This is a genomic window from Streptomyces sp. NPDC126503 (genome assembly GCF_040302405.1).
In the GTDB taxonomy this organism is placed as follows: domain Bacteria; phylum Actinomycetota; class Actinomycetes; order Streptomycetales; family Streptomycetaceae; genus Streptomyces; species Streptomyces gulbargensis.
Genome location: NZ_JBEORS010000005.1, coordinates 12645 through 31045 on the forward strand (window position 1 = coordinate 12645; position 18401 = coordinate 31045).

The 18401-nt window shown below is 72.8% G+C and carries 21 protein-coding genes; 15 read left to right on the plus strand and 6 right to left on the minus strand.

Annotation, left to right across the window (positions count from 1 at the left end; all coding sequences use genetic code 11):
* Window positions 1-246: 246 nt before the first annotated feature.
* A complete protein-coding gene (locus tag ABTY40_RS08685; RefSeq protein ID WP_352058844.1) occupies window positions 247-681 on the minus strand; it encodes an Hsp20/alpha crystallin family protein in 435 nt (144 codons plus the stop codon).
* A gap of 134 nt (window positions 682-815) precedes the next feature.
* Between ABTY40_RS08685 and ABTY40_RS08690 the strand changes: the two genes are divergently transcribed.
* From ABTY40_RS08690 to ABTY40_RS08750, 13 genes are all read left to right on the plus strand, one after another.
* Window positions 816-1469: a type III effector protein gene (locus ABTY40_RS08690; RefSeq protein ID WP_502990523.1), complete on the plus strand. Its 654-nt coding sequence runs from the start codon at window positions 816-818 to the stop codon at window positions 1467-1469.
* Between the two features lie 144 nt (window positions 1470-1613).
* Window positions 1614-2183, plus strand: coding sequence for a GNAT family N-acetyltransferase (locus ABTY40_RS08695; protein ID WP_352058846.1), 570 nt, complete (start codon window positions 1614-1616; stop codon window positions 2181-2183).
* Between the two features lie 203 nt (window positions 2184-2386).
* Window positions 2387-2470, plus strand: coding sequence for a putative leader peptide (locus ABTY40_RS08700; protein WP_351391960.1), 84 nt, complete (start codon window positions 2387-2389; stop codon window positions 2468-2470).
* Between the two features lie 125 nt (window positions 2471-2595).
* A complete protein-coding gene (locus ABTY40_RS08705; RefSeq protein ID WP_352058847.1) occupies window positions 2596-4293 on the plus strand; it encodes a nitrite/sulfite reductase in 1698 nt (565 codons plus the stop codon).
* The gene (locus ABTY40_RS08710; RefSeq protein WP_352059088.1) at window positions 4290-4523 is read left to right on the plus strand and encodes a hypothetical protein; all 234 of its coding nucleotides are present in this window, start codon (window positions 4290-4292) and stop codon (window positions 4521-4523) included. Before ABTY40_RS08705 ends, ABTY40_RS08710 begins: the two co-directional genes overlap by 4 nt.
* Window positions 4520-5227: a phosphoadenylyl-sulfate reductase gene (locus ABTY40_RS08715; protein ID WP_352058848.1), complete on the plus strand. Its 708-nt coding sequence runs from the start codon at window positions 4520-4522 to the stop codon at window positions 5225-5227. The genes ABTY40_RS08710 and ABTY40_RS08715 overlap by 4 nt, the downstream gene beginning before the upstream one ends.
* Window positions 5227-5820, plus strand: coding sequence for an adenylyl-sulfate kinase (gene cysC, locus ABTY40_RS08720; RefSeq protein WP_345286021.1), 594 nt, complete (start codon window positions 5227-5229; stop codon window positions 5818-5820). Before ABTY40_RS08715 ends, cysC begins: the two co-directional genes overlap by 1 nt.
* A 115-nt stretch (window positions 5821-5935) precedes the next feature.
* The gene (gene cysD, locus ABTY40_RS08725) at window positions 5936-6871 is read left to right on the plus strand and encodes a sulfate adenylyltransferase subunit CysD (protein WP_352058849.1); all 936 of its coding nucleotides are present in this window, start codon (window positions 5936-5938) and stop codon (window positions 6869-6871) included.
* Window positions 6871-8217 (plus strand): sulfate adenylyltransferase subunit 1, encoded by a 1347-nt coding sequence (locus ABTY40_RS08730; RefSeq protein WP_352058850.1) that lies wholly within the window; start codon window positions 6871-6873, stop codon window positions 8215-8217. The genes cysD and ABTY40_RS08730 overlap by 1 nt, the downstream gene beginning before the upstream one ends.
* A 204-nt stretch (window positions 8218-8421) precedes the next feature.
* Window positions 8422-9531, plus strand: a complete 1110-nt coding sequence (locus tag ABTY40_RS08735; RefSeq protein WP_352058851.1) for an aliphatic sulfonate ABC transporter substrate-binding protein — start codon at window positions 8422-8424, stop codon at window positions 9529-9531.
* Window positions 9532-9561: 30 nt separating this feature from the next.
* A complete protein-coding gene (locus ABTY40_RS08740; protein ID WP_352058852.1) occupies window positions 9562-10359 on the plus strand; it encodes an ABC transporter ATP-binding protein in 798 nt (265 codons plus the stop codon).
* On the plus strand, window positions 10346-11248 hold the full coding sequence (locus tag ABTY40_RS08745; protein WP_352058853.1) for an ABC transporter permease: 903 nt from the start codon (window positions 10346-10348) through the stop codon (window positions 11246-11248). Before ABTY40_RS08740 ends, ABTY40_RS08745 begins: the two co-directional genes overlap by 14 nt.
* A gap of 8 nt (window positions 11249-11256) precedes the next feature.
* Entirely contained in the window at window positions 11257-11997 is a 741-nt protein-coding gene (locus ABTY40_RS08750) for a sirohydrochlorin chelatase (RefSeq protein WP_352058854.1), read from the plus strand.
* Here the strand turns inward: ABTY40_RS08750 and ABTY40_RS08755 are convergent.
* The 5 genes from ABTY40_RS08755 to ABTY40_RS08775 form a co-directional block, all read right to left on the minus strand.
* Window positions 11990-12628 carry a mycothiol-dependent nitroreductase Rv2466c family protein gene (locus ABTY40_RS08755; RefSeq protein WP_352058855.1) on the minus strand — a complete coding sequence of 213 codons (639 nt, stop codon included), beginning with the start codon at window positions 12626-12628 and terminating at the stop codon, window positions 11990-11992. The two genes, ABTY40_RS08750 and ABTY40_RS08755, sit on opposite strands and share 8 nt — an antisense overlap.
* Before the next feature lie 74 nt (window positions 12629-12702).
* Window positions 12703-13257, minus strand: coding sequence for a DUF1697 domain-containing protein (locus ABTY40_RS08760; protein ID WP_352058856.1), 555 nt, complete (start codon window positions 13255-13257; stop codon window positions 12703-12705).
* 167 nt (window positions 13258-13424) lie between these two features.
* Window positions 13425-14726, minus strand: a complete 1302-nt coding sequence (locus ABTY40_RS08765; RefSeq protein WP_352058857.1) for an ABC transporter substrate-binding protein — start codon at window positions 14724-14726, stop codon at window positions 13425-13427.
* A complete protein-coding gene (locus tag ABTY40_RS08770; protein WP_352058858.1) occupies window positions 14723-15565 on the minus strand; it encodes a carbohydrate ABC transporter permease in 843 nt (280 codons plus the stop codon). The genes ABTY40_RS08765 and ABTY40_RS08770 overlap by 4 nt, the downstream gene beginning before the upstream one ends.
* A complete protein-coding gene (locus tag ABTY40_RS08775) occupies window positions 15562-16551 on the minus strand; it encodes a carbohydrate ABC transporter permease (protein WP_352058859.1) in 990 nt (329 codons plus the stop codon). The genes ABTY40_RS08770 and ABTY40_RS08775 overlap by 4 nt, the downstream gene beginning before the upstream one ends.
* Window positions 16552-16646: 95 nt before the next feature.
* Here ABTY40_RS08775 and ABTY40_RS08780 point away from each other — a divergent pair, with 95 nt between their 5' ends.
* Together ABTY40_RS08780 and ABTY40_RS08785 are read left to right on the plus strand one after the other, a co-directional pair.
* Window positions 16647-17504 (plus strand): phosphotransferase, encoded by an 858-nt coding sequence (locus ABTY40_RS08780; RefSeq protein WP_352058860.1) that lies wholly within the window; start codon window positions 16647-16649, stop codon window positions 17502-17504.
* Window positions 17505-17560: 56 nt separating this feature from the next.
* Window positions 17561-18391, plus strand: coding sequence for an alpha/beta fold hydrolase (locus ABTY40_RS08785; RefSeq protein ID WP_352058861.1), 831 nt, complete (start codon window positions 17561-17563; stop codon window positions 18389-18391).
* Window positions 18392-18401 lie beyond the last annotated feature (10 nt).

An 18401-nucleotide genomic window follows, 5' to 3' on the forward strand; every position in this document is an offset into this window, starting at 1 on the left:
GAGCGGGTGGGGAGCGGCGGGGGCGGGTGGTCCGGTGGGGCACCCGCCCTCCGCTCGCGGGGTTCTCCTGGCGCGGACGCCGAAATCTCCGGCGTCCGGGGTGCCGCCGGCCCGGGGGCCTGGTCGTCGGCGTCCGGGTTTCCTCCCGGTGCGGTCCGGCCACCGGACCGCGGCGGACGGTCGGGCCGTGGGGCGCCGATCGCGGGTGGGCCGCCGGCAGCACGGCTCTGGCGCCGGCCGGGTGGGTCAGCCGCTGATCTGCTTGCGGTCGTCGCCCCGGCCGATCTCGATCTTGCGGGCCTTCGCGCGCTCCGCGATCGGGATGCGCAGGGTCAGCACGCCCGCCTCGTAGTCGGCGGTGATCTTCTCGGTGTCGAGGGTGTCGGCGAGCATCAGCTGGCGGGAGAAGACGCCGAGGGGCCGCTCGGACAGCTCCATCGTCACGTCTTCGGCCTTCGCCACCGGCCGGCGCTCCGCCTTGACCGTCAGCATGTTCCGCTCGACGTCGATGTCGATGGCGTCCGGCGAGACACCGGGCAGGTCGAGCGCGATGACGTACACGTCGCCTTCGCGGTACGCGTCCATCGGCACGGTCGACGGCCGTGACCAGGTGCCGGTGGCGCCCAGCAGCTGCTGCGTCAGGCGGTCGAGCTCGCGGAACGGATCGGTGCGCATCAACATCGCGAAACACCTCCATCGGATCGACAAGGAGCCAATGCGCTTCACCTGACTCCGTTGTAGCATGTCATCCGAATGACGACAACTGTCCTGTCAACGGAAAGACGACATCGGTCCGAGACGACCGGACGGAGAGGATGCGCCCCGTGGCCGGAACCGACCGCCCCCTCAGCCTCCACGCGGCCCTCGCCGCCCTCGCGACGATCGACGAGGCCGTACGGGAGGCGGGCACGGCGGACGGCCCCGGTCCGGCGACGGGCGCGGAGCCGCCCTCCTCCGAGCAGGCGCTCGCCGCCCTGCTCCTGCTGCGGGAGCTCCGCGAGCGCCTCGCGGACTGGGAGCCGGGCCTCATCGAGACGGCCCGGGAGGCGGGCGCGAGCTGGGCCGACCTGGCGGGGCCGCTCGGCGTCACCAGCCGGCAGGCCGCCGAGCGGCGCTACCTGCGGGTACGGCCGGGCAGGCCGGGCGACACCGGCGAACAGCGGGTCCGGGCGACCCGGAACCGGCGGGCGGCCGACCGTTCGGTGAGCACCTGGGCCCGGGGGAACGCCGCGGACCTGCGGCAGCTGGCCGGGCAGGTCACCGCGCTCGACGGCCTGCCGCCCCGGGTGCGCACGGCCCTCGCGGGGGCACTGGCGGAGAGCGATCCGGCCCTGCTCCTGGAACCGCTGGCGGGCACCCGGCCCCATCTCGTGCGCCTGAGCCCCGATCTCGCGGAGCGGGTCGACGCCCTCGTCCGGCACACCGCCCACCTGCGGGACGCGAGCGATCAGCGCCGCGCGGGCGCCTGAGCGGACGGGTGCGGGAGCGGACGGGACAGAACCCCTCGCTCCCCCGTCCGCAATCCGGACAGACCGACCACTGAGCGGACGATCCCGCGCCGGCCAGGACGGACGCCCCTGGGAATCTCGTGCTCCACATGATGCGATGAGCCCATGAGCATCACTCTCACCACCTGGTCCCTCGAGCAGACCTCCCCGTCCGACCTGCGCCCCGCCACCCCTCCGGAGAGCGGCGACGTCACCGTCCGGCGCGCCGAGGTGCCCTCGCCCGAGTTCGCCCGCTTCCTCTACACCGCCGTCGGCGGCGACATCCGCTGGACCGACCGGCTCGGGCTGACCTACCGGCAGTGGCAGGAGATCGTGGAGAAGCCGGGCTCCGAGATCTGGGTGGCGTACGACCGGGGCACGCCCGCCGGGTACGTGGAACTGGACGCCCAGGCGGACGGCGTGGTGGAGATCGTCTACTTCGGGCTCATTCCCGGCTTCCGGGGGCGCCGGATCGGCGGCCACCTGCTCTCCTGCGGCACGGCTCGCGCCTGGGACCTGGCCGAGCGCTGGCCGGACCGGGAGCCGACCAAGCGGGTGTGGCTGCACACCTGCTCCCTGGACGGGGAACACGCCATGGCCAACTACGAACGGCGCGGTTTCCGCCTCTTCGACACCAAGGTCGAGCAGGCCGAGGAGACGGAGACGCCCGGGCCCTGGCCCGGCGCCCACGCCTGAACCGCGCTCCGGCGCGGGCCCCGCGCCCGCGCCCCGCGCCTCCCGTCGCCCCCCGGAGGCCGGGGCCTGAGGCGGCGTCACCGAGGGCCCCTCCGGGCCCCGCCCGCGTGACCCAGAACACATCATCTCGCACAGCGAGACGATGTTGTCCATATACCGGACGAAGCTGGACTGGTTCCAAAGTCCCGTGACACGCTTCCGCCATGCCTGGAACTGGAATTGCCTTGGTGAGTCGGCGGCACGTCGACCTCGGCCGCATGTCCAGCGCCATCTGTCCGGTGCGCTGAGAGAACCAGCACCGCCGCGATCCCTTTTCTGACCGACCCCGCTGCGCACCGTCGCGCCACCTCTGACCCGAGCGCGCGTGTGCAGGTCAGAGCCGCCCTCCCGCAGTCCCGAAGGACGAAACGCCATGGCCGCCACCCCGGAAAACCCCACACCCGCCGCCGCCCGCCGCAAGACCGGGCGCCACCGTGGCGAGGGTCAGTGGGCCGTGGGGCACTTCACCCCGCTGAACGGCAATGAGCAGTTCAAGAAGGACGACGACGGTCTCAATGTGCGGACACGCATTGAGACGATCTACTCGAAGCGCGGCTTCGACTCGATCGACCCCAACGACCTGCGCGGCCGCATGCGCTGGTGGGGGCTCTACACCCAGCGCAAGCAGGGGCTCGACGGCACGAAGACCGGCGTCCTGGAGCCGGAGGAGCTGGACGACGAGTACTTCATGCTCCGCGTCCGCATCGACGGCGGCCGGCTGACCACCGAGCAGCTGCGCGTGATCGGCGAGATCTCCGAGGAGTTCGCCCGGGGCACCGCCGACATCACGGACCGGCAGAACGTCCAGTACCACTGGATCCGCATCGAGGACGTGCCCGAGATCTGGAACCGCCTGGAGGCGGTCGGCCTGTCCACCACCGAGGCGTGCGGTGACACCCCCCGTGTCATCCTCGGCTCCCCCGTCGCCGGCATCTCCGCCGACGAGATCATCGACGGCACCCCCGCCATCGAGGAGATCCAGCGCCGGATCGTCGGCAACAAGGACTTCTCCAATCTCCCCCGCAAGTTCAAGTCGGCCGTCTCCGGCTCGCCGCTGCTCGACGTCGCCCACGAGATCAACGACGTGTCCTTCGTCGGTGTGCGCCACCCGGAACACGGCCCCGGCTTCGACGTGTGGGTCGGCGGCGGCCTGTCCACCAACCCCAAGCTCGGCGTACGGCTCGGCACCTGGGTCTCGCTGGACGAGGTCCCGGACGTGTACGAGGGCGTCATCTCGATCTTCCGCGACTACGGCTACCGCCGGCTGCGCAACCGCGCGCGCCTGAAGTTCCTCGTCGCCGACTGGGGCGCGGAGAAGTTCCGCCAAGTCCTGGAGGACGAGTACCTCGGACGCAAGCTCACCGACGGCCCCGCCCCCGAGCAGCCGGCCGGCCGCTGGCGGGACCACGTCGGCGTGCACAGCCAGAACGACGGCCGCTTCTACGTCGGCTTCGCACCGCGCGTCGGCCGCGTCGACGGCGCCACCCTGACGAAGATCGCCGAGGTCGCGGAGGCGCACGGCTCGGGCCGGGTCCGTACCACCGCCGAGCAGAAGATGCTCGTCCTCGACATCGAGGAGGGCCAGGTCGACTCGATCGTCTCCGCCCTGGAGGCGCTGGACCTGCGCGTCACCCCCTCGCCGTTCCGCCGGGGCACGATGGCCTGCACGGGCATCGAGTTCTGCAAGCTGGCGATCGTCGAGACCAAGGGCCGCGGCGCCACGCTCATCGACGAACTGGAGCGGCGCGTCCCGGACTTCGACGAGCCGCTGACGATCAACATCAACGGCTGCCCCAACGCCTGCGCCCGTATCCAGGTGGCGGACATCGGTCTCAAGGGCCAGCTGGTCCTGGACGAGGACGGCAACCGCGTCGAGGGCTACCAGGTCCACCTGGGCGGCGCCCTCGGCCTGGAGGCCGGCTTCGGCCGCAAGGTCCGCGGCCTCAAGGTCACCGCCGCCGAGCTGCCCGACTACGTCGAGCGGGTCCTCAAGCGCTTCCAGGCGGAGCGCGAGGACGGCGAGCGCTTCGCCGCCTGGGCCTCCCGCGCCTCGGAGGAGGCCCTCTCATGAGCGAGCGCGCGGCCCCCTTCTTCTGCCCCTACTGCGGGGACGAGGACCTGCGGCCGGGCGAGCAGGGCCACGGCGCCTGGGAGTGCGCGGCCTGCGGCCGGGCCTTCCAGCTGAAGTTCCTCGGCCTGCTCGCGCCCGGCAGCACCGGCCGTGCGGCCGGTGCGCCCGGCACGCGGAGCACGGACGACGGACACGGCACGGCCGGCACGACGGGGAGGGAACGGACATGACGATCACTCAGGACGCCACCGAGGCCGACCTCAAGGCACTCGCCGAGCGGGCCGGCCGCGAGCTGGAGGACGCCTCCGCCCTGGAGATCCTCCGGTGGGCCGCCGAGACCTTCGGCAAGCGCTTCTGCGTGACCTCCTCCATGGAGGACGCCGTCGTCGCCCACCTCGCCTCGCGCGCCATGCCCGGCGTCGACGTCGTCTTCCTCGACACCGGCTACCACTTCGAGGAGACCATCGGCACCCGGGACGCCGTGGACGCCGTCATGGACGTCAACGTCATCACCCTGACCCCGCGGCAGACGGTGGCCGAACAGGACGCCGAGTACGGTCCCCGGCTGCACGACCGCGACCCCGACCTGTGCTGCGCGCTGCGCAAGGTCAAGCCGCTGGAGGAGGGCCTGACCGCGTACGCCGCGTGGGCCACCGGCCTGCGCCGCGACGAGTCCCCCACCCGGGCGAACACCCCGGTCGTCGGCTGGGACGAGAAGCGGCGGAAGGTCAAGGTCTCGCCCATCGCCCGCTGGACGCAGGACGACGTCGACGCGTACGTCGCGGAGCACGGCGTCCTCACCAACCCGCTCCTCATGGACGGGTACGCCTCCGTCGGCTGCGCCCCCTGCACCCGCCGGGTCGCGGACGGCGAGGACGCCCGGGCCGGCCGCTGGGCCGGCCGCGCCAAGACCGAATGCGGGCTGCACGGCTGATGACGACCACCCCTCACGCCTCCTCGCAGGCCACCCCCGACACCCCCCAGGAGACATCCGTGACCGGTGCCACGATCTGGCTCACCGGCCTGCCGAGCGCCGGCAAGACCACCATCGCGTACGAGCTGGCCGGCCGGCTCCGCGAGGAGGGCCACCGCGTCGAGATCCTCGACGGGGACGAGATCCGCGAGTTCCTCTCGGCCGGCCTCGGCTTCAGCCGCGAGGACCGCCACACCAACGTGCAGCGCATCGGCTTCGTCGCCGAGCTGCTCGCCTCGCACGGGGTGAAGGTCCTGGTCCCGGTCATCGCCCCGTACGCCGACAGCCGTGAGGCCGTCCGCAAGCGCCACCAGGCCGAGGGCACCGCCTACGTCGAGGTCCACGTGGCCACGCCGCTGGACGTGTGCTCGGTCCGCGACGTCAAGGGCCTCTACGCCAAGCAGGCCGCCGGCGAGATCAGCGGCCTGACCGGCGTCGACGACCCGTACGAGGCACCCGAGACGCCAGACCTGCGGATCGAGTCCCAGAACCAGACCGTGCGGGAGTCCGCGGCGCAGCTCCACGCGCTGCTCACCGAGAGGGGCCTGGTGTGAGCGCCGCACGCGCGGCCATCGGGTCGCCGACGAAGAAGAAAGCCGCACCTCTGCTCCCCCTGCCTCCGGCGGGCGGTACCCCCAGCACGGGCGGAGAAGCTCACGAGGAGGCACTGTGACCACCGTCGCCCACGTCCATGACGTCACCGGCAGCCCGTTCGCGCTGTCGCACCTCGACTCCCTGGAGTCCGAGGCCGTCCACATCTTCCGTGAGGTGGCGGGTGAGTTCGAGCGGCCGGTGATCCTGTTCTCCGGCGGCAAGGACTCCATCGTCATGCTGCACCTGGCGCTGAAGGCCTTCGCGCCCGCCGCGGTCCCCTTCTCGCTGCTGCACGTCGACACGGGACACAACTTCCCCGAGGTCATCGAGTACCGGGACCGCGTCGTCGCCCGGCACGGCCTGCGGCTGCGCGTCGCCTCGGTGCAGGAGTACATCGACGCCGGGAAGCTCCGCGAGCGCCCGGACGGCACCCGCAACCCGCTGCAGACCGTGCCGCTGACGGAGGCGATCCAGGAGCACCGCTTCGACGCCGTCTTCGGCGGCGGGCGCCGCGACGAGGAGAAGGCCCGGGCCAAGGAGCGGGTCTTCAGCCTCCGCGACGAGTTCTCACAGTGGGACCCGCGACGCCAGCGCCCCGAGCTGTGGCAGCTCTACAACGGCCGGCACGCCCCCGGCGAGCACGTCCGGGTCTTCCCGCTCTCCAACTGGACCGAGCTGGACGTCTGGCAGTACATCCAGCGGGAGAAGATCGAGCTTCCGCAGATCTACTTCGCCCACGAGCGCGAGGTGTTCGCCCGCAACGGCATGTGGCTGACGGCCGGCGAGTGGGGCGGCCCCAAGGAGTCGGAGAAGGTAGAGAAGCGGCTCATCCGCTACCGCACCGTCGGCGACATGTCCTGCACCGGCGCCGTCGACTCCGACGCCACCACGCTGGAGGCCGTCATCGCCGAGATCGCCGCCTCCCGCCTCACCGAGCGGGGTGCGACCCGCGCCGACGACAAGCTGTCCGAGGCCGCGATGGAAGACCGCAAGCGCGAAGGGTACTTCTAATGAGCACGTCCACCGAGCCGCTGCCGGCCTCCGGGCCGGCCGCCACGACCCTGCTGCGCTTCGCCACCGCCGGCTCCGTCGACGACGGCAAGTCCACCCTCGTCGGGCGCCTGCTGCACGACTCCAAGTCGGTCCTCGCCGACCAGCTGGAGGCCGTGGAGCACGCCTCCCGCTCGCGCGGGCAGGAGGCGCCCGACCTGGCGCTGCTCACCGACGGCCTGCGCGCCGAGCGGGAGCAGGGCATCACCATCGACGTGGCCTACCGCTACTTCGCGACGCCCCGCCGCCGGTTCATCCTCGCCGACACCCCCGGGCACGTGCAGTACACCCGGAACATGGTGACCGGCGCGTCCACGGCCGAGCTGGCCGTGGTCCTCGTCGACGCCCGCAACGGCGTGGTCGAGCAGACCCGCCGGCACGCCGCCGTCGCCGCCCTGCTCCGCGTCCCGCACGTGGTCCTGGCCGTGAACAAGATGGACCTGGTCGAGTACCGGGAGTCCGTCTTCGCCGCGATCGCCGAGGAGTTCACGACGTACGCCTCCGAGCTGGGCGTCCCGGAGATCACCGCGATCCCGATCTCGGCGCTCGCCGGTGACAACGTGGTGGAGCCCTCCGCGAACATGGACTGGTACGGCGGTCCGACCGTCCTGGAGCACCTGGAGACGGTCCCGGTCAGCCACGACCTGACGGCCTGCCACGCCCGCTTCCCCGTGCAGTACGTGATCCGGCCGCAGACCGCCGAGCACCCCGACTACCGGGGCTACGCCGGCCAGATCGCCGCCGGCGCCTTCCGGGTCGGCGAGGAGGTCACCGTGCTGCCCTCCGGGAAGACCTCCACGATCACCGCGATCGACGCGCTGGGCGAGGCGGTGGACATCGCCTGGGCGCCCCAGTCGGTCACCATCCGGCTCGCCGACGACATCGACATCTCGCGCGGCGACCTGCTCGCCCCGAGCGCCGACGCCCCGGCCACCAGCCAGGACGTCGAGGCGACCGTCTGCCACGTGGCGGACCAGCCGCTCACCGTCGGCCAGCGGGTGCTCCTCAAGCACACCACCCGCACGGTCAAGGCGATCGTCAAGGAGATCCCGTCCCGGCTGACGCTGGACGACCTCTCCCAGCACCCGGAGCCGGGCCGGCTCGTCGCCAACGACATCGGCCGCGTGAAGGTGCGGACCGCCGAGCCGCTCGCGCTCGACGCCTACGCCGACTCCCGCCGTACCGGCTCGTTCCTGCTGATCGATCCCGCCGACGGCACCACGCTCGCGGCCGGCATGGCGGGCGAGTCCTTCGCCACCGCCAAGGCCGTGGCCGCGGTCGACGACGAGGAAGGCTGGGACTTCTGACATGTACCCCGACGTGTACGCGACCTTCGCGAAGGAAGGGGGCCGGATCGGTTCCGGCGCCCTCGGCGCGGGCCGGGGAGGTGTCGCGCGATGTGCGTGCTGACCTCCTCGCGCCGCCGCCGCGGCGCGCCGCCGCTCCACCCGCTCCACTCCGCACGCCATAGACACAGACTGCGAAGTCGCTGATTCGAGGGGAAACCTCCCGTGCCTGCCACCACCCGCACCACCCTGCGCCGAGGCCTGGCCGCCGCCGCCGCCCTGCCGCTCCTGATCGGGGCGCTCGCCTCCTGCGGCTACGGCTCCCAGGCCAAGAACGACGAGAAGAAGGTGGCCGCCGAGGGCGCGAAGCTCTCCGCCGACACCGTACGGCTCGGGTACTTCCCCAACCTCACGCACGCCACCGCCCTGATCGGCGACAAGGAAGGCATCCTCCAGAAGGAGCTGGGCGGCACCGCCCTGGAGACGACGACCTTCAACGCGGGCCCGTCCGAGATCGAGGCCCTGAACGCCGGAGCCATCGACATCGGCTTCATCGGCCCCTCCCCGTCCATCAACGGGTACGTCAAGTCCCAGGGCGCGAGCCTGCGGATCGTCGGCGGCTCCGCCTCCGGGGGCGTCAAGCTCGTGGTGAACCCGGCGCGCGTCAAGACCCTGGACGACCTCAGGGGCAAGCGGATCGCCACCCCGCAGAAGGGCAACACGCAGGACGTCGCGTTCCTCAACTGGATCGCGGAGAAGGGCTGGAAGGTCGACTCCGCGAGCGGCAAGGGTGACGTCTCGGTGGTCCGCTCGGACAACAAGACGACCCCGAACGCCTACAAGTCCGGTTCGATCGACGGCGCGTGGGTGCCGGAACCGACCGCGTCCAAGCTCGTCTCGGACGGGGCGAAGGTGCTGCTCGACGAGTCCGACCTGTGGCCGGACAAGCAGTTCGTCATCACCAACATCATCGTGTCGCAGAAGTTCCTGGCCGCGCACCCCGACGTCGTCGAGGCGTTCCTGCGCGGCACGGTGAAGACCAACGAGTGGATCAACGCCAACCCGGCCAAGGCCAAGGAGTCGGCCAACGCCAAGCTCAAGGACCTCTCCGGCAAGGCGCTGGGCGCCGAGGTGATCGACGCGGCCTGGCCGTCCATCCGGTTCACCGACGACCCGCTGGCCGCCACCCTGCGGGCGCAGGCCGACCACGCGGTCAAGGCCGGCCTCCTGGAGCAGCCCGACCTGACGGGCATCTACGACCTCAGGCCGCTCAACAAGGTCCTCAAGGCCGCGGGCAAGCCCGAGGTCTCCGACGCCGGTCTCGGCGTCAAGTAACAGCCCGCACACATCCAGGAGGTGACGACCATGGCCACGACCACCACGCTCGCCGAGGCCGAGGACCGCGCCGAGGCGGCCGGCCACGCCGCGCGCATCGCGCACGTCTCGAAGTCCTTCGGTGGCTCCACCGGCGGGCAGCTCGTCCTCGACGACATCTCGCTCGATGTCGCCCCCGGCGAGTTCGTCACCCTTCTGGGTGCCTCGGGCTGCGGCAAGTCCACGCTGCTCAACCTGGTCGCCGGGCTCGACCGGCCGTCCGCGGGGTCCATCGAGACCCCCGGCGGCCGGCCGGCCCTGATGTTCCAGGAGCACGCCCTCTTCCCGTGGCTCACCGCGGGCAAGAACATCGAACTCGCTCTGCGGCTGCGCGGGGTGCCCAAGGCCGAGCGGCGCCCGGAGGCCGAGCGGCTGCTCGAACTGGTGCGGCTCTCCGGCTCGTACGGCAAGCGGGTCCACGAACTGTCCGGCGGCATGCGGCAGCGGGTGGCCCTGGCCCGCGCCCTGGCCCAGGACAGTGACCTGCTCCTGATGGACGAGCCGTTCGCCGCGCTCGACGCCATCACCCGGGACGTGCTGCACGACGAGCTGACCCGCATCTGGCGGGAGACGAAGCTGTCGGTGCTGTTCGTGACCCACAACGTCCGCGAGGCCGTGCGGCTGGCCGAGCGCGTGGTGCTGCTGTCCTCGCGGCCGGGGCGGATCGCCCGGGAGTGGACCATCGACATCCCGCAGCCGCGCCGCATCGAGGACGCCGCCGTCGCCGAGCTGTCCCTCGAAATCACCGAACACCTGCGTGGGGAGATCCGCCGCCATGGCCAGCACTGAGACGACCGCGAGGTCCGCGAAGTCCCCGAAGGCCGACGACCTCGCCGGGCTGGAGGCGGGCCTCGACGCGCTCGACAGCGTGCAGATCAGCCGGACCCCGGTGACCGAGGTCCTGACCAGGAAGGTCCTCCCGCCCGTCCTGGCCGTCGCCCTGGTCCTGGTCGTCTGGCAGGTCCTGGTGTGGGCCGAGGTCACCGACGCCTACAAGCTCCCCGCGCCGTCCGCGGTCTGGCACAGCCTGTCCACGATGTGGTTGGAGGGGACCCTCCTCGACGTCCTGTGGACGAGCGTCTCCCGGGCCCTGCTCGGCTTCCTGCTCGCCCTCGCGATCGGCACCCCGCTCGGCCTGCTGGTCGCCCGGGTGCGGTTCGTCCGGGCGGCGATCGGCCCGATCCTCTCCGGCCTCCAGTCGCTGCCCTCGGTGGCCTGGGTGGCGCCGGCGGTCCTCTGGCTCGGCCTGAACGACAGCATGATGTACGCGGTCATCCTGCTCGGCGCCGTGCCGTCGATCGCCAACGGGCTGGTGTCGGGCGTCGACCAGGTCCCGCCGCTGTTCCTGCGGGCCGGGCGCACGCTCGGCGCCACGGGGCTCAAGGGCGCCTGGTTCATCGTGATGCCGGCCGCGCTGCCCGGTTACCTCGCGGGCCTCAAGCAGGGCTGGGCGTTCTCCTGGCGGTCGCTGATGGCCGCCGAGATCATCGCCTCCTCGCCGGAGCTGGGCCTCGGCCTCGGCCAGCTCCTGGAGAACGGCCGCAACGACTTCGACATGCCGGGGATCTTCCTGGCGATCATCCTGATCCTCGTCGTCGGCATCGCGGTCGACCTGCTCGTCTTCAGCCCGCTGGAGCGCACGGTGCTGCGCCGCCGCGGTCTGCTCGCGAAGGGCTGACCGCCGCCGTGAACCGTCCCGTCCTCCTCGTCGTCGCCCACGGCAGCCGTGACCCGCGGCACGCGGCGACCGTCGACGCCCTGGTCCGCCGGGCCGGGGCGCTGCGGCCCGGGCTGCGCGTGGAGACGGCGTTCCTGGACTTCACCCTGCCGTCGGTGCCGGGGGTCCTGGAACGGCTGGCCGCGGAGGGGGTCCGGGACGTGGTGGCGCTGCCGCTGCTGCTGACCCGGGCCTTCCACGCGAAGGCCGACATCCCGGCGGTCCTGCGGCAGGGCCCTCCTTCGCTGCGCGTCCGGCAGGCGGAGGTCCTCGGTCCCTCGCCGCTGCTGATCGCGGCGGTGGAGCGGCGGCTGTACGAGGCCGGGATCACGCCCGCCGAGAAGAGCGCGACCGGGGTCGTCCTGGCCTCGGCGGGCTCCACCGACCCGGAGGCGATCGCGGTGATCGCAGAAACGGCGCGGGAGCTGCGGCGCACCGGTTGGTGCTCCGTGCGGCCCGCGTTCGCCTCCGCATCCCTTCCCCGGACCGAGGACGCGGTACGGGCCCTGCGGGCGGAGGAGGGCGTCCGCCGGGTGGCCGTCGCCCCGTACGTGCTCGCCCCCGGCCGGCTTCCGGACCGGATCGCGGCGGGCGCGGGCGGGGCCGACGTCCTCGCGGACGTGCTCGGCCCCTCCCCCGAGGTGGCCCGGCTGCTCGTGGAGCGGTACGAGGAGGCGGCGGCCGGGCGGGTGCTGGTGGCGGTCAGCTGAAGTCGAGGCCGCCGGTGCGGGTCCGCTTGAGCTCGAAGAGGTCGGGGTGGCCGGCGAGGACGCGGAAGGCGTCGAAGAGACCGGCCGCCTCCTCGCCGCGCGGGATCGCGCGCAGGACGGGGCCGAACCAGGCCGTGCCGTCGACGTGGATCGTGGGCGTGCCGACGTAGCCGCCGGTCGCCGGGTCGTGGCCGGCCTCGTGGCTGCGGCGGACCGCCTCGTCGTGGGCGGGGTCGTGGGCGGCGGCGGCGAGTTCGGCGGGCAGTCCGACCTCGGCGAGGGCCTCCGCGACGACGGCGTCGTAGTCCTTCCGCCCGGCCTCGTGGATGCGGGTGCCGTACGCGGTGTAGAGCGGACGCAGGACCTTGTCGCCGTACTGTTCGGCCGCGGCGACGGCCACCCGCACGGGGCCGAGGGAGGCGTCGACCAGAGCCCGGTAGTCCTCGGGGAGGTCGTTGCCCTCGTTGTGGAAGTAGAGGCTCATGACCTGGAAGCGGAGGTCGATGTCGCGGTGCCGTTCGACCTCCAGGATCCAGCGCGAGGTGATCCAGGCGAAGGGGCAGGCGGGGTCGAAGAAGAAGTCGACGACGGGTCGGGACGCGGGGGTCCCCGGGATCTCGGTGGTGGTCATACCGGCCACCCTATCCAGCCGGTGGCCGGTTCCAGGGGGCCAATCGGCGGCCCCGGACCTGGGCCATTCGCCGGTCAGGCGCCGCCGGTCATCTCCACCAGCTTCCGTACGGTGTTCCAGTTCCGGGCGGTGGTGACGAGCCCTTTGAGGAGGGCGGGCCGCAGCACGGCGTCGGCGAGCCGGGAGGTGCCGAGCCCGCCGGGTGTGTACAGGTAGAGGACGCGGTCGCCGAGGGCGAAGGCCTCGGGCCGGTAGGCCTCCGGGTCGAGCGCGGCGAACCGTTCCGGACCGAGGGGGCCGGAGGCGTAGACGGCGTGCAGCTGTCTGCCCTCCAGGCCGGCGGCGTCGAAGGGGCAGTTCTCGGCCACGGCGGCGAGGTAGGCGCCGTCGCGGACGAGGCAGTCGACGCGGAAGCCGAACCGGGCCTCGATCGCCTCCTCCAGGGCGGCGGTGAGCGCGTCCTCGGTGGCGGGGGCGTCCGTGGCGAAGACGGCGTTCCCGCTCTGGAGATGGGTGCGGACGTCCCGGTGCCCGAGCCCTTCGAGCAGGGCGCGCAGCTCCGCCATCGGCACCTTGCGGTGCCCGCTCACGTTGATGCCGCGCAGCAAAGCCGCGTACGTGGTCGTCATGGCACCCCACCTTAGAAGGCCATCGCGCCTCGTGGGGGGCGGCACGATGGCCGGTTCGAACACTGTCCGATCGCGGGCCTCCGGAGAAGACCCTTCACTCATCTGTGACTTATTCAACAAGGTTTCGTAATGCGGAAGATGACGAAGGTGGCGAATCCGGCGGAACCTCACCTCCGCTGGTAGCGCGCGAGCACCCGGTTCCCGTCCTCGACCAGACGCCTGCGGAGCTCGGCCGAGTCGATGGCGCCGCTGTAGAACTCCTGGAAGGCGGGGGTCGCGACCTTGTCCTTCCACTCCGGGTAGCCCCGCACGGACGGCGCGGGCGCCGGCCGCAGATGGGCGGCGAGGGCGGCCCCGGTCGCCCAGCCGTCCCGCTCCGTGCGGAGGGAGGGGTCGGCGAGGGCGGCGGTGCCGGTGGGCAGCATCCAGTCGCCCCGGGCGAGGAGCACCATGTTCCGCGGCTGGAGCAGGTGGTCGAGGAAGGCGGCCGCCTCCTTCTTGTACGGGCTGTCCGCGGCGATCGACAGGGTCTGCGGGGAGACACCCTGGGCGAGTCCCCCGCTGCCGGCGGGGGCGGGCAGCACGGTCCACTCGAAGCCCTCGGGGGCCTGCTGGACGATCTGCTGCCGGTAGGCGAAGCCGAGCGGCACCATGGCGTACCTGCCGGCGAAGAAGCCGGGGAGCGTGTCGGAGCCGCCGCTGCCGAGCGTCGTACGGGGTGCGCTGCCGTCCTCCACCACCTGGGCGCGGACCGTGCCGGGGACCACGGCGTCCGCCTCGGTGAACCGGAGGGTGACCCGGCCGTCCGGCTCCCGGTGGAACAGCCGGCCGCCGGCCGAGAGGCCGAGGTTGAGACTGACGGAGACGGGCTCGCGCAGGGGCCAGGCCACCGCGTGGCGGCCGGGGCCCATGGCGCGGGTCAGCTCGCGGGCGACCTGCCGGAACTCGGGCCAGGTCCACGGCCTCTCCGGGGTCGGGACACGGACGCCCGAGGCCCGGAGGATCTTCCGGTTGGCGATGAGGACGCGCGGCTCCTGGAGGAAGGGCACCCCGTACACGCCCTCTCCGAAGGTGGTGGTCTCCCAGCTCCGGGCCGGGATGTCGGCGCGCAGCCGCTCGGGGAGCAGCGGGCGGAGGTCGGCGAGGTGGCCGCCGTGGGCGAAGTCGGCCAGGTCGTCGGAGGCGTCGTGGATGATGTCGGGCGCCTCGCCGCCCTCGAAGGAGGTGAGGAGCTGGTCGTGGACGGAGTCCCAGCTGCCCTGGACGTACGCGACCTGGATGTCCGGATGGCGGGCGTTCCACTCCGCGACCAGCCGCTTGTTGGCCTCGACCGATTCCTTCTGCCAGGCGAGGGACTGGAAGCGGAGCCGGACGATCCCGTCGGTGCGGCGTTCGCCGCCGTCGGCGCAGCCGGTCAGCAGGAGCGCGAGCGCGGTGAGGACGGCGGCGAGGAGGCGGGCGCGGCTCATGACTTCACCGCCCCGGCGAGGACGCCGCCGGTGATCCGCCGCTGGAGGAGGGCGAAGACCGCGAGGGAGGGCAGGGTGGCGAGGAAGGCGGCGGCGGCCAGCGGGCCGAGGTCGGCGACGCCCTCGGCGCCGAGGAAGTGGGTGAGGACGACCGGCAGCGTCTGTTTCTCCGGGGTCTTGAGCAGGACGAGCGCGAAGAAGAACTCGTTCCAGGCGGTGACGAAGGCGAAGAGGGCGGTGGCGACGATCCCCGGGGCCAGCAGCGGGGCGGTGACGGAGACGAGGGTGCGGAGCCGGCCGGCGCCGTCGACGGCGGCGGCCTCCTCCAGTTCGGCGGGGACGGCCCGGACGTACCCCATGAGCATCCAGAGCGCGAAGGGCAGCGACCAGACGACGTACACGAGGACGAGTCCGGCGAGGCTGTTGATCAGATGCAGCCGCTTGAGCACGAGGAAGAGCGGGATGATCACCAGGACGAAGGGGAAGGCCTGGCTGATCACGACCCAGCCGGTGGCCGCGGTGGTGAGCCTCCCGCGCCGCCGGGCGGTGACGTGGGCGAGGGGCGTGGCGACGGCCACGGTGATCAGGGCGGCGGCGAGCGCCGCGGCGAGGCTGTTGCCCGCGGCCCGCAGCAGGGGCTGCTCGGCGAAGGCCTGCCGGAAGTTGGCGAGGGTCGGTTCCCCGGGGATCCAGGTGGGGTGGAGCGAGGCCAGTTCCGGGGCGGGTTTGAAGGCGGTGGAGACCAGCCACAGGAACGGGAAGGCGAGGAAGGCCAGATAGGCGAGGAGGGCGAGGTACTGGCCGAGCCGCGCGGGCCGGCCGGTGCGGAAGGCGCTCACCGGTCCTGGTCCCCTTTCAGCCGTCGGACGAGGGAGAGGGCGATGAGGACGGAGACGGCGGCGACCATCACGCAGCCCATCGCGGCCGCGTAGCCGAACTGGCCGTAGCGGAAGGCCTCCTCGTACGCGAAGAGCATCGGGAGCCGGGTGCGGCCGCCGGGTCCGCCGCTGGTCAGCACGTAGACCAGGGCGAAGGAGTTGAAGTTCCAGATGAGGTTGAGGGCGGTGACGGCGAGCGCCACGGGCCGCAGGGCGGGCCAGGTGACGGCGCGGAAGCGGCGCCAGGCTCCGGCGCCGTCGAGGGCGGCGGCCTCGTGGAGTTCCCGCGGTGTGTTCTGGAGTCCGGCGAGGAGGGTGACGGTGGTCTGCGGCATGCCCGCCCAGACACCGACGACGATCACGGCGGGCAGGGCGGTGGCGAGGCCCGAGAGCCAGTCGTGGCCCTCGCCGAGGCCGAGGTCGCGGAGGGTCTCGTTGAGGATGCCGGCGTCCGGGTTGTAGACGAGCCGCCACATGATGCCGACCACGACCTCGGGCATCGCCCAGGGCACGATCGCGAGGGCGCGGGCGAGCGGGCGGAAGCGCAGGTTCTGGTCGAGCAGGAGGGCGAGGCCGAGGGCCAGGAGGAACTGCGGCACGGTGACGCCGACGGCCCAGAGCAGGCCGATGCGGAAGGACTCCCAGAAGAGGGTGTCGTGCAGGAGGTCCTGGAAGTTGAGCGTGCCGATCCACCGGGTGGGCTCGGTGCGGCCGGACTGGGCGTCGGTGAAGGCGAGGGCGAGGCCGTAGAGGAGGGGGCCGACGCTGAGGACGAGGATCGGCAGCAGGGCGGGCAGGACGAGGAACCAGGCGCCGGGGTCGGGGCCGCGGGGCCGTGCCGTCCGCGCGGTGCGCGGGGTCCGCGTCCCGCCCGGCCGCTTCCTCGCGGTCACCGCGCTCACGATCCGACCCCCGTCCGCCGTCGCCGCCGTCCAGAACCCCGCCATGGTGCTGACGGCCCGTCGGCCCGTCAAGGCGGCGGGCGGGGTGAGCTGGGCGGATGGCAGACTTTGGCGCGAAAACGTACGGGAGGGAGAGGTCGATGGACGAGGCGCGGGCCCGGGAGGTACTGGCCGCGGCGGGGCTGGCGGCCGCGGAGGCGCGGCTGCTGGCCCTGGGCGAGAACGCGGTCTTCGCCGTGGGCGGCCTGGTGGCGAAGGTCGGCCGGGACGCGGAGCTGCTCGGGCGGGCGGAGCGGGAGCTGGCGCTCGCCTCGTGGCTGGCCGCCGCGGGCGTGCCCGCGGTCCGTCCGGCGGAGGAGAAGCCGCTGGTGGCCGACGGGCATCCGGTCACCCTCTGGCACCGGCTGCCGGAGGCGGTCCGGCCGGCCGAGCCCCGGGATCTCGCGCCGCTGCTGCGGGCGGTGCACGCGCTGCCGGAGCCGGAGGTGCCGGCGCTGCCTCGCCGGGAGCTGCTCGGCGGGGTGGAGCGGTGGCTGCGGCTCGCGGGGGACGCGATCGACCCGGCGGACGCGGCGTTCCTGCGGGAGCGGCGGGACTCCTTCGCCCCGGCGGCGGCCGCCCTCGTACCGCGTCTGACGCCGGGCCCGATCCACGGCGACGCCCTGCCGCGCAACGTGCACGTGGGCCCGGACGGTCCGGTCCTGGTGGATCTGGAGACCTTCTCCTCGGACCTGCGCGAGCACGACCTGGTGGTCCTGGCGCTGTCCCGGGACCGGTACGGCCTGGACCCGGCCGCGTACGACGCCTTCACCGAGGCGTACGGCTGGGACGTGCGGGAGTGGGAGGGCTGCGCGGTGCTGCGGGGGGCGCGGGAGACCGCGAGCTGCGCCTGGGTGGCCCAGCACGCGCCGTCGAACCCGAAGGCGCTGGCCGAGTTCGAGCGGCGGGTGGCCTCGCTGCGCAGCGGCGATGCGGAGGTCCGCTGGTACCCCTTCTGACATCATGATCCCTGGTGAACCGAACCGACCGTGGGGAACGGGGTCTTGTGATGCGGATGGAACTCTCGGACGTCACGCTGGACGTGGAGGTGCGCGGCGAGGGCCCTGCCGTGCTCCTCGTGCACGGCTTCCCGGACAGCCACGCCCTCTGGCGCCACCAGGTGCCGGCGCTGGCGGGGGCGGGGTTCATGACGATCACCCCGACCCTGCGCGGTTTCGGCGACTCGGACCGGCCCGAGGGCGGCCCGGAGGCGTACCACCCGGCGAAGCACGTCGGGGACCTGCTCGAACTCCTCGCCCGGATGGGCCTGGACCGGGTGCATCTGGTCGGCCACGACTGGGGTTCGGCCATCGTCCAGGGCATGACGCAGGCGGCGCCTGAGAAGGTGCGGAGTCTGAGCCTGCTGTCGGTGGGCCATGTGGCGGCGGTCCGTGACGCGGGCTGGGAGCAGCGGCAGCGCTCGTGGTACATGCTGCTGTTCCAGCTGGCCGGGCTGTCCGAGGAGTGGCTCTCCCGGGACGACTTCGCGCAGCTGCGGGAGATGCTGGGCGAGCACCCGGACGCGGAGGCGGTGCTGGAGCCGCTGCGGGCGCCGGGCGCCCTGACGGCCGCGCTGAACATCTACCGGTCGGGCATGCCACCGGAGGCGCAGTTCGGCCCGGACCGTCCGCTGCCCCCGCTGCCGGCGCCGGTCCCGGTGCTGGGCATCTGGTCCAGCGGCGACCGCTTCCTCACCGAGCGGCAGATGACGGACACCGGAAAGCACGTGTCCGGCGACTGGCGGTATGAGCGCGTGGAGGGTGCGGGGCACTGGCTCCAGCTCGAACAGCCGGAGCGGGTCAACACGCTGCTGCTCGACTTCCTCGGGCAGCACGCGGAGGACTGAGGCCCCGCTC

Excerpts from the sequence above, each read along its gene's own strand:
- ABTY40_RS08755 (WP_352058855.1), bottom strand. The coding sequence starts at position 12,628 with ATGACCACCACCGAGATCCCGGGGACCCCCGCGTCCCGACCCGTCGTC.
- ABTY40_RS08730 (WP_352058850.1), top strand. The coding sequence starts at position 6,871 with ATGAGCACGTCCACCGAGCCGCTGCCGGCCTCCGGGCCGGCCGCCACG.
- ABTY40_RS08695 (WP_352058846.1), top strand. The coding sequence starts at position 1,614 with ATGAGCATCACTCTCACCACCTGGTCCCTCGAGCAGACCTCCCCGTCC.
- ABTY40_RS08700 (WP_351391960.1), top strand. The coding sequence starts at position 2,387 with ATGCCTGGAACTGGAATTGCCTTGGTGAGTCGGCGGCACGTCGACCTC.
- ABTY40_RS08765 (WP_352058857.1), bottom strand. The coding sequence starts at position 14,726 with ATGAGCCGCGCCCGCCTCCTCGCCGCCGTCCTCACCGCGCTCGCGCTC.
- cysC (WP_345286021.1), top strand. The coding sequence starts at position 5,227 with ATGACGACCACCCCTCACGCCTCCTCGCAGGCCACCCCCGACACCCCC.
- ABTY40_RS08715 (WP_352058848.1), top strand. The coding sequence starts at position 4,520 with ATGACGATCACTCAGGACGCCACCGAGGCCGACCTCAAGGCACTCGCC.
- ABTY40_RS08775 (WP_352058859.1), bottom strand. The coding sequence starts at position 16,551 with ATGGCGGGGTTCTGGACGGCGGCGACGGCGGACGGGGGTCGGATCGTG.
- ABTY40_RS08785 (WP_352058861.1), top strand. The coding sequence starts at position 17,561 with ATGGAACTCTCGGACGTCACGCTGGACGTGGAGGTGCGCGGCGAGGGC.
- ABTY40_RS08760 (WP_352058856.1), bottom strand. The coding sequence starts at position 13,257 with ATGACGACCACGTACGCGGCTTTGCTGCGCGGCATCAACGTGAGCGGG.
- ABTY40_RS08710 (WP_352059088.1), top strand. The coding sequence starts at position 4,290 with ATGAGCGAGCGCGCGGCCCCCTTCTTCTGCCCCTACTGCGGGGACGAG.
- ABTY40_RS08740 (WP_352058852.1), top strand. The coding sequence starts at position 9,562 with ATGGCCACGACCACCACGCTCGCCGAGGCCGAGGACCGCGCCGAGGCG.
- ABTY40_RS08745 (WP_352058853.1), top strand. The coding sequence starts at position 10,346 with ATGGCCAGCACTGAGACGACCGCGAGGTCCGCGAAGTCCCCGAAGGCC.
- ABTY40_RS08780 (WP_352058860.1), top strand. The coding sequence starts at position 16,647 with ATGGACGAGGCGCGGGCCCGGGAGGTACTGGCCGCGGCGGGGCTGGCG.
- ABTY40_RS08685 (WP_352058844.1), bottom strand. The coding sequence starts at position 681 with ATGTTGATGCGCACCGATCCGTTCCGCGAGCTCGACCGCCTGACGCAG.
- ABTY40_RS08690 (WP_502990523.1), top strand. The coding sequence starts at position 816 with ATGCGCCCCGTGGCCGGAACCGACCGCCCCCTCAGCCTCCACGCGGCC.
- ABTY40_RS08705 (WP_352058847.1), top strand. The coding sequence starts at position 2,596 with ATGGCCGCCACCCCGGAAAACCCCACACCCGCCGCCGCCCGCCGCAAG.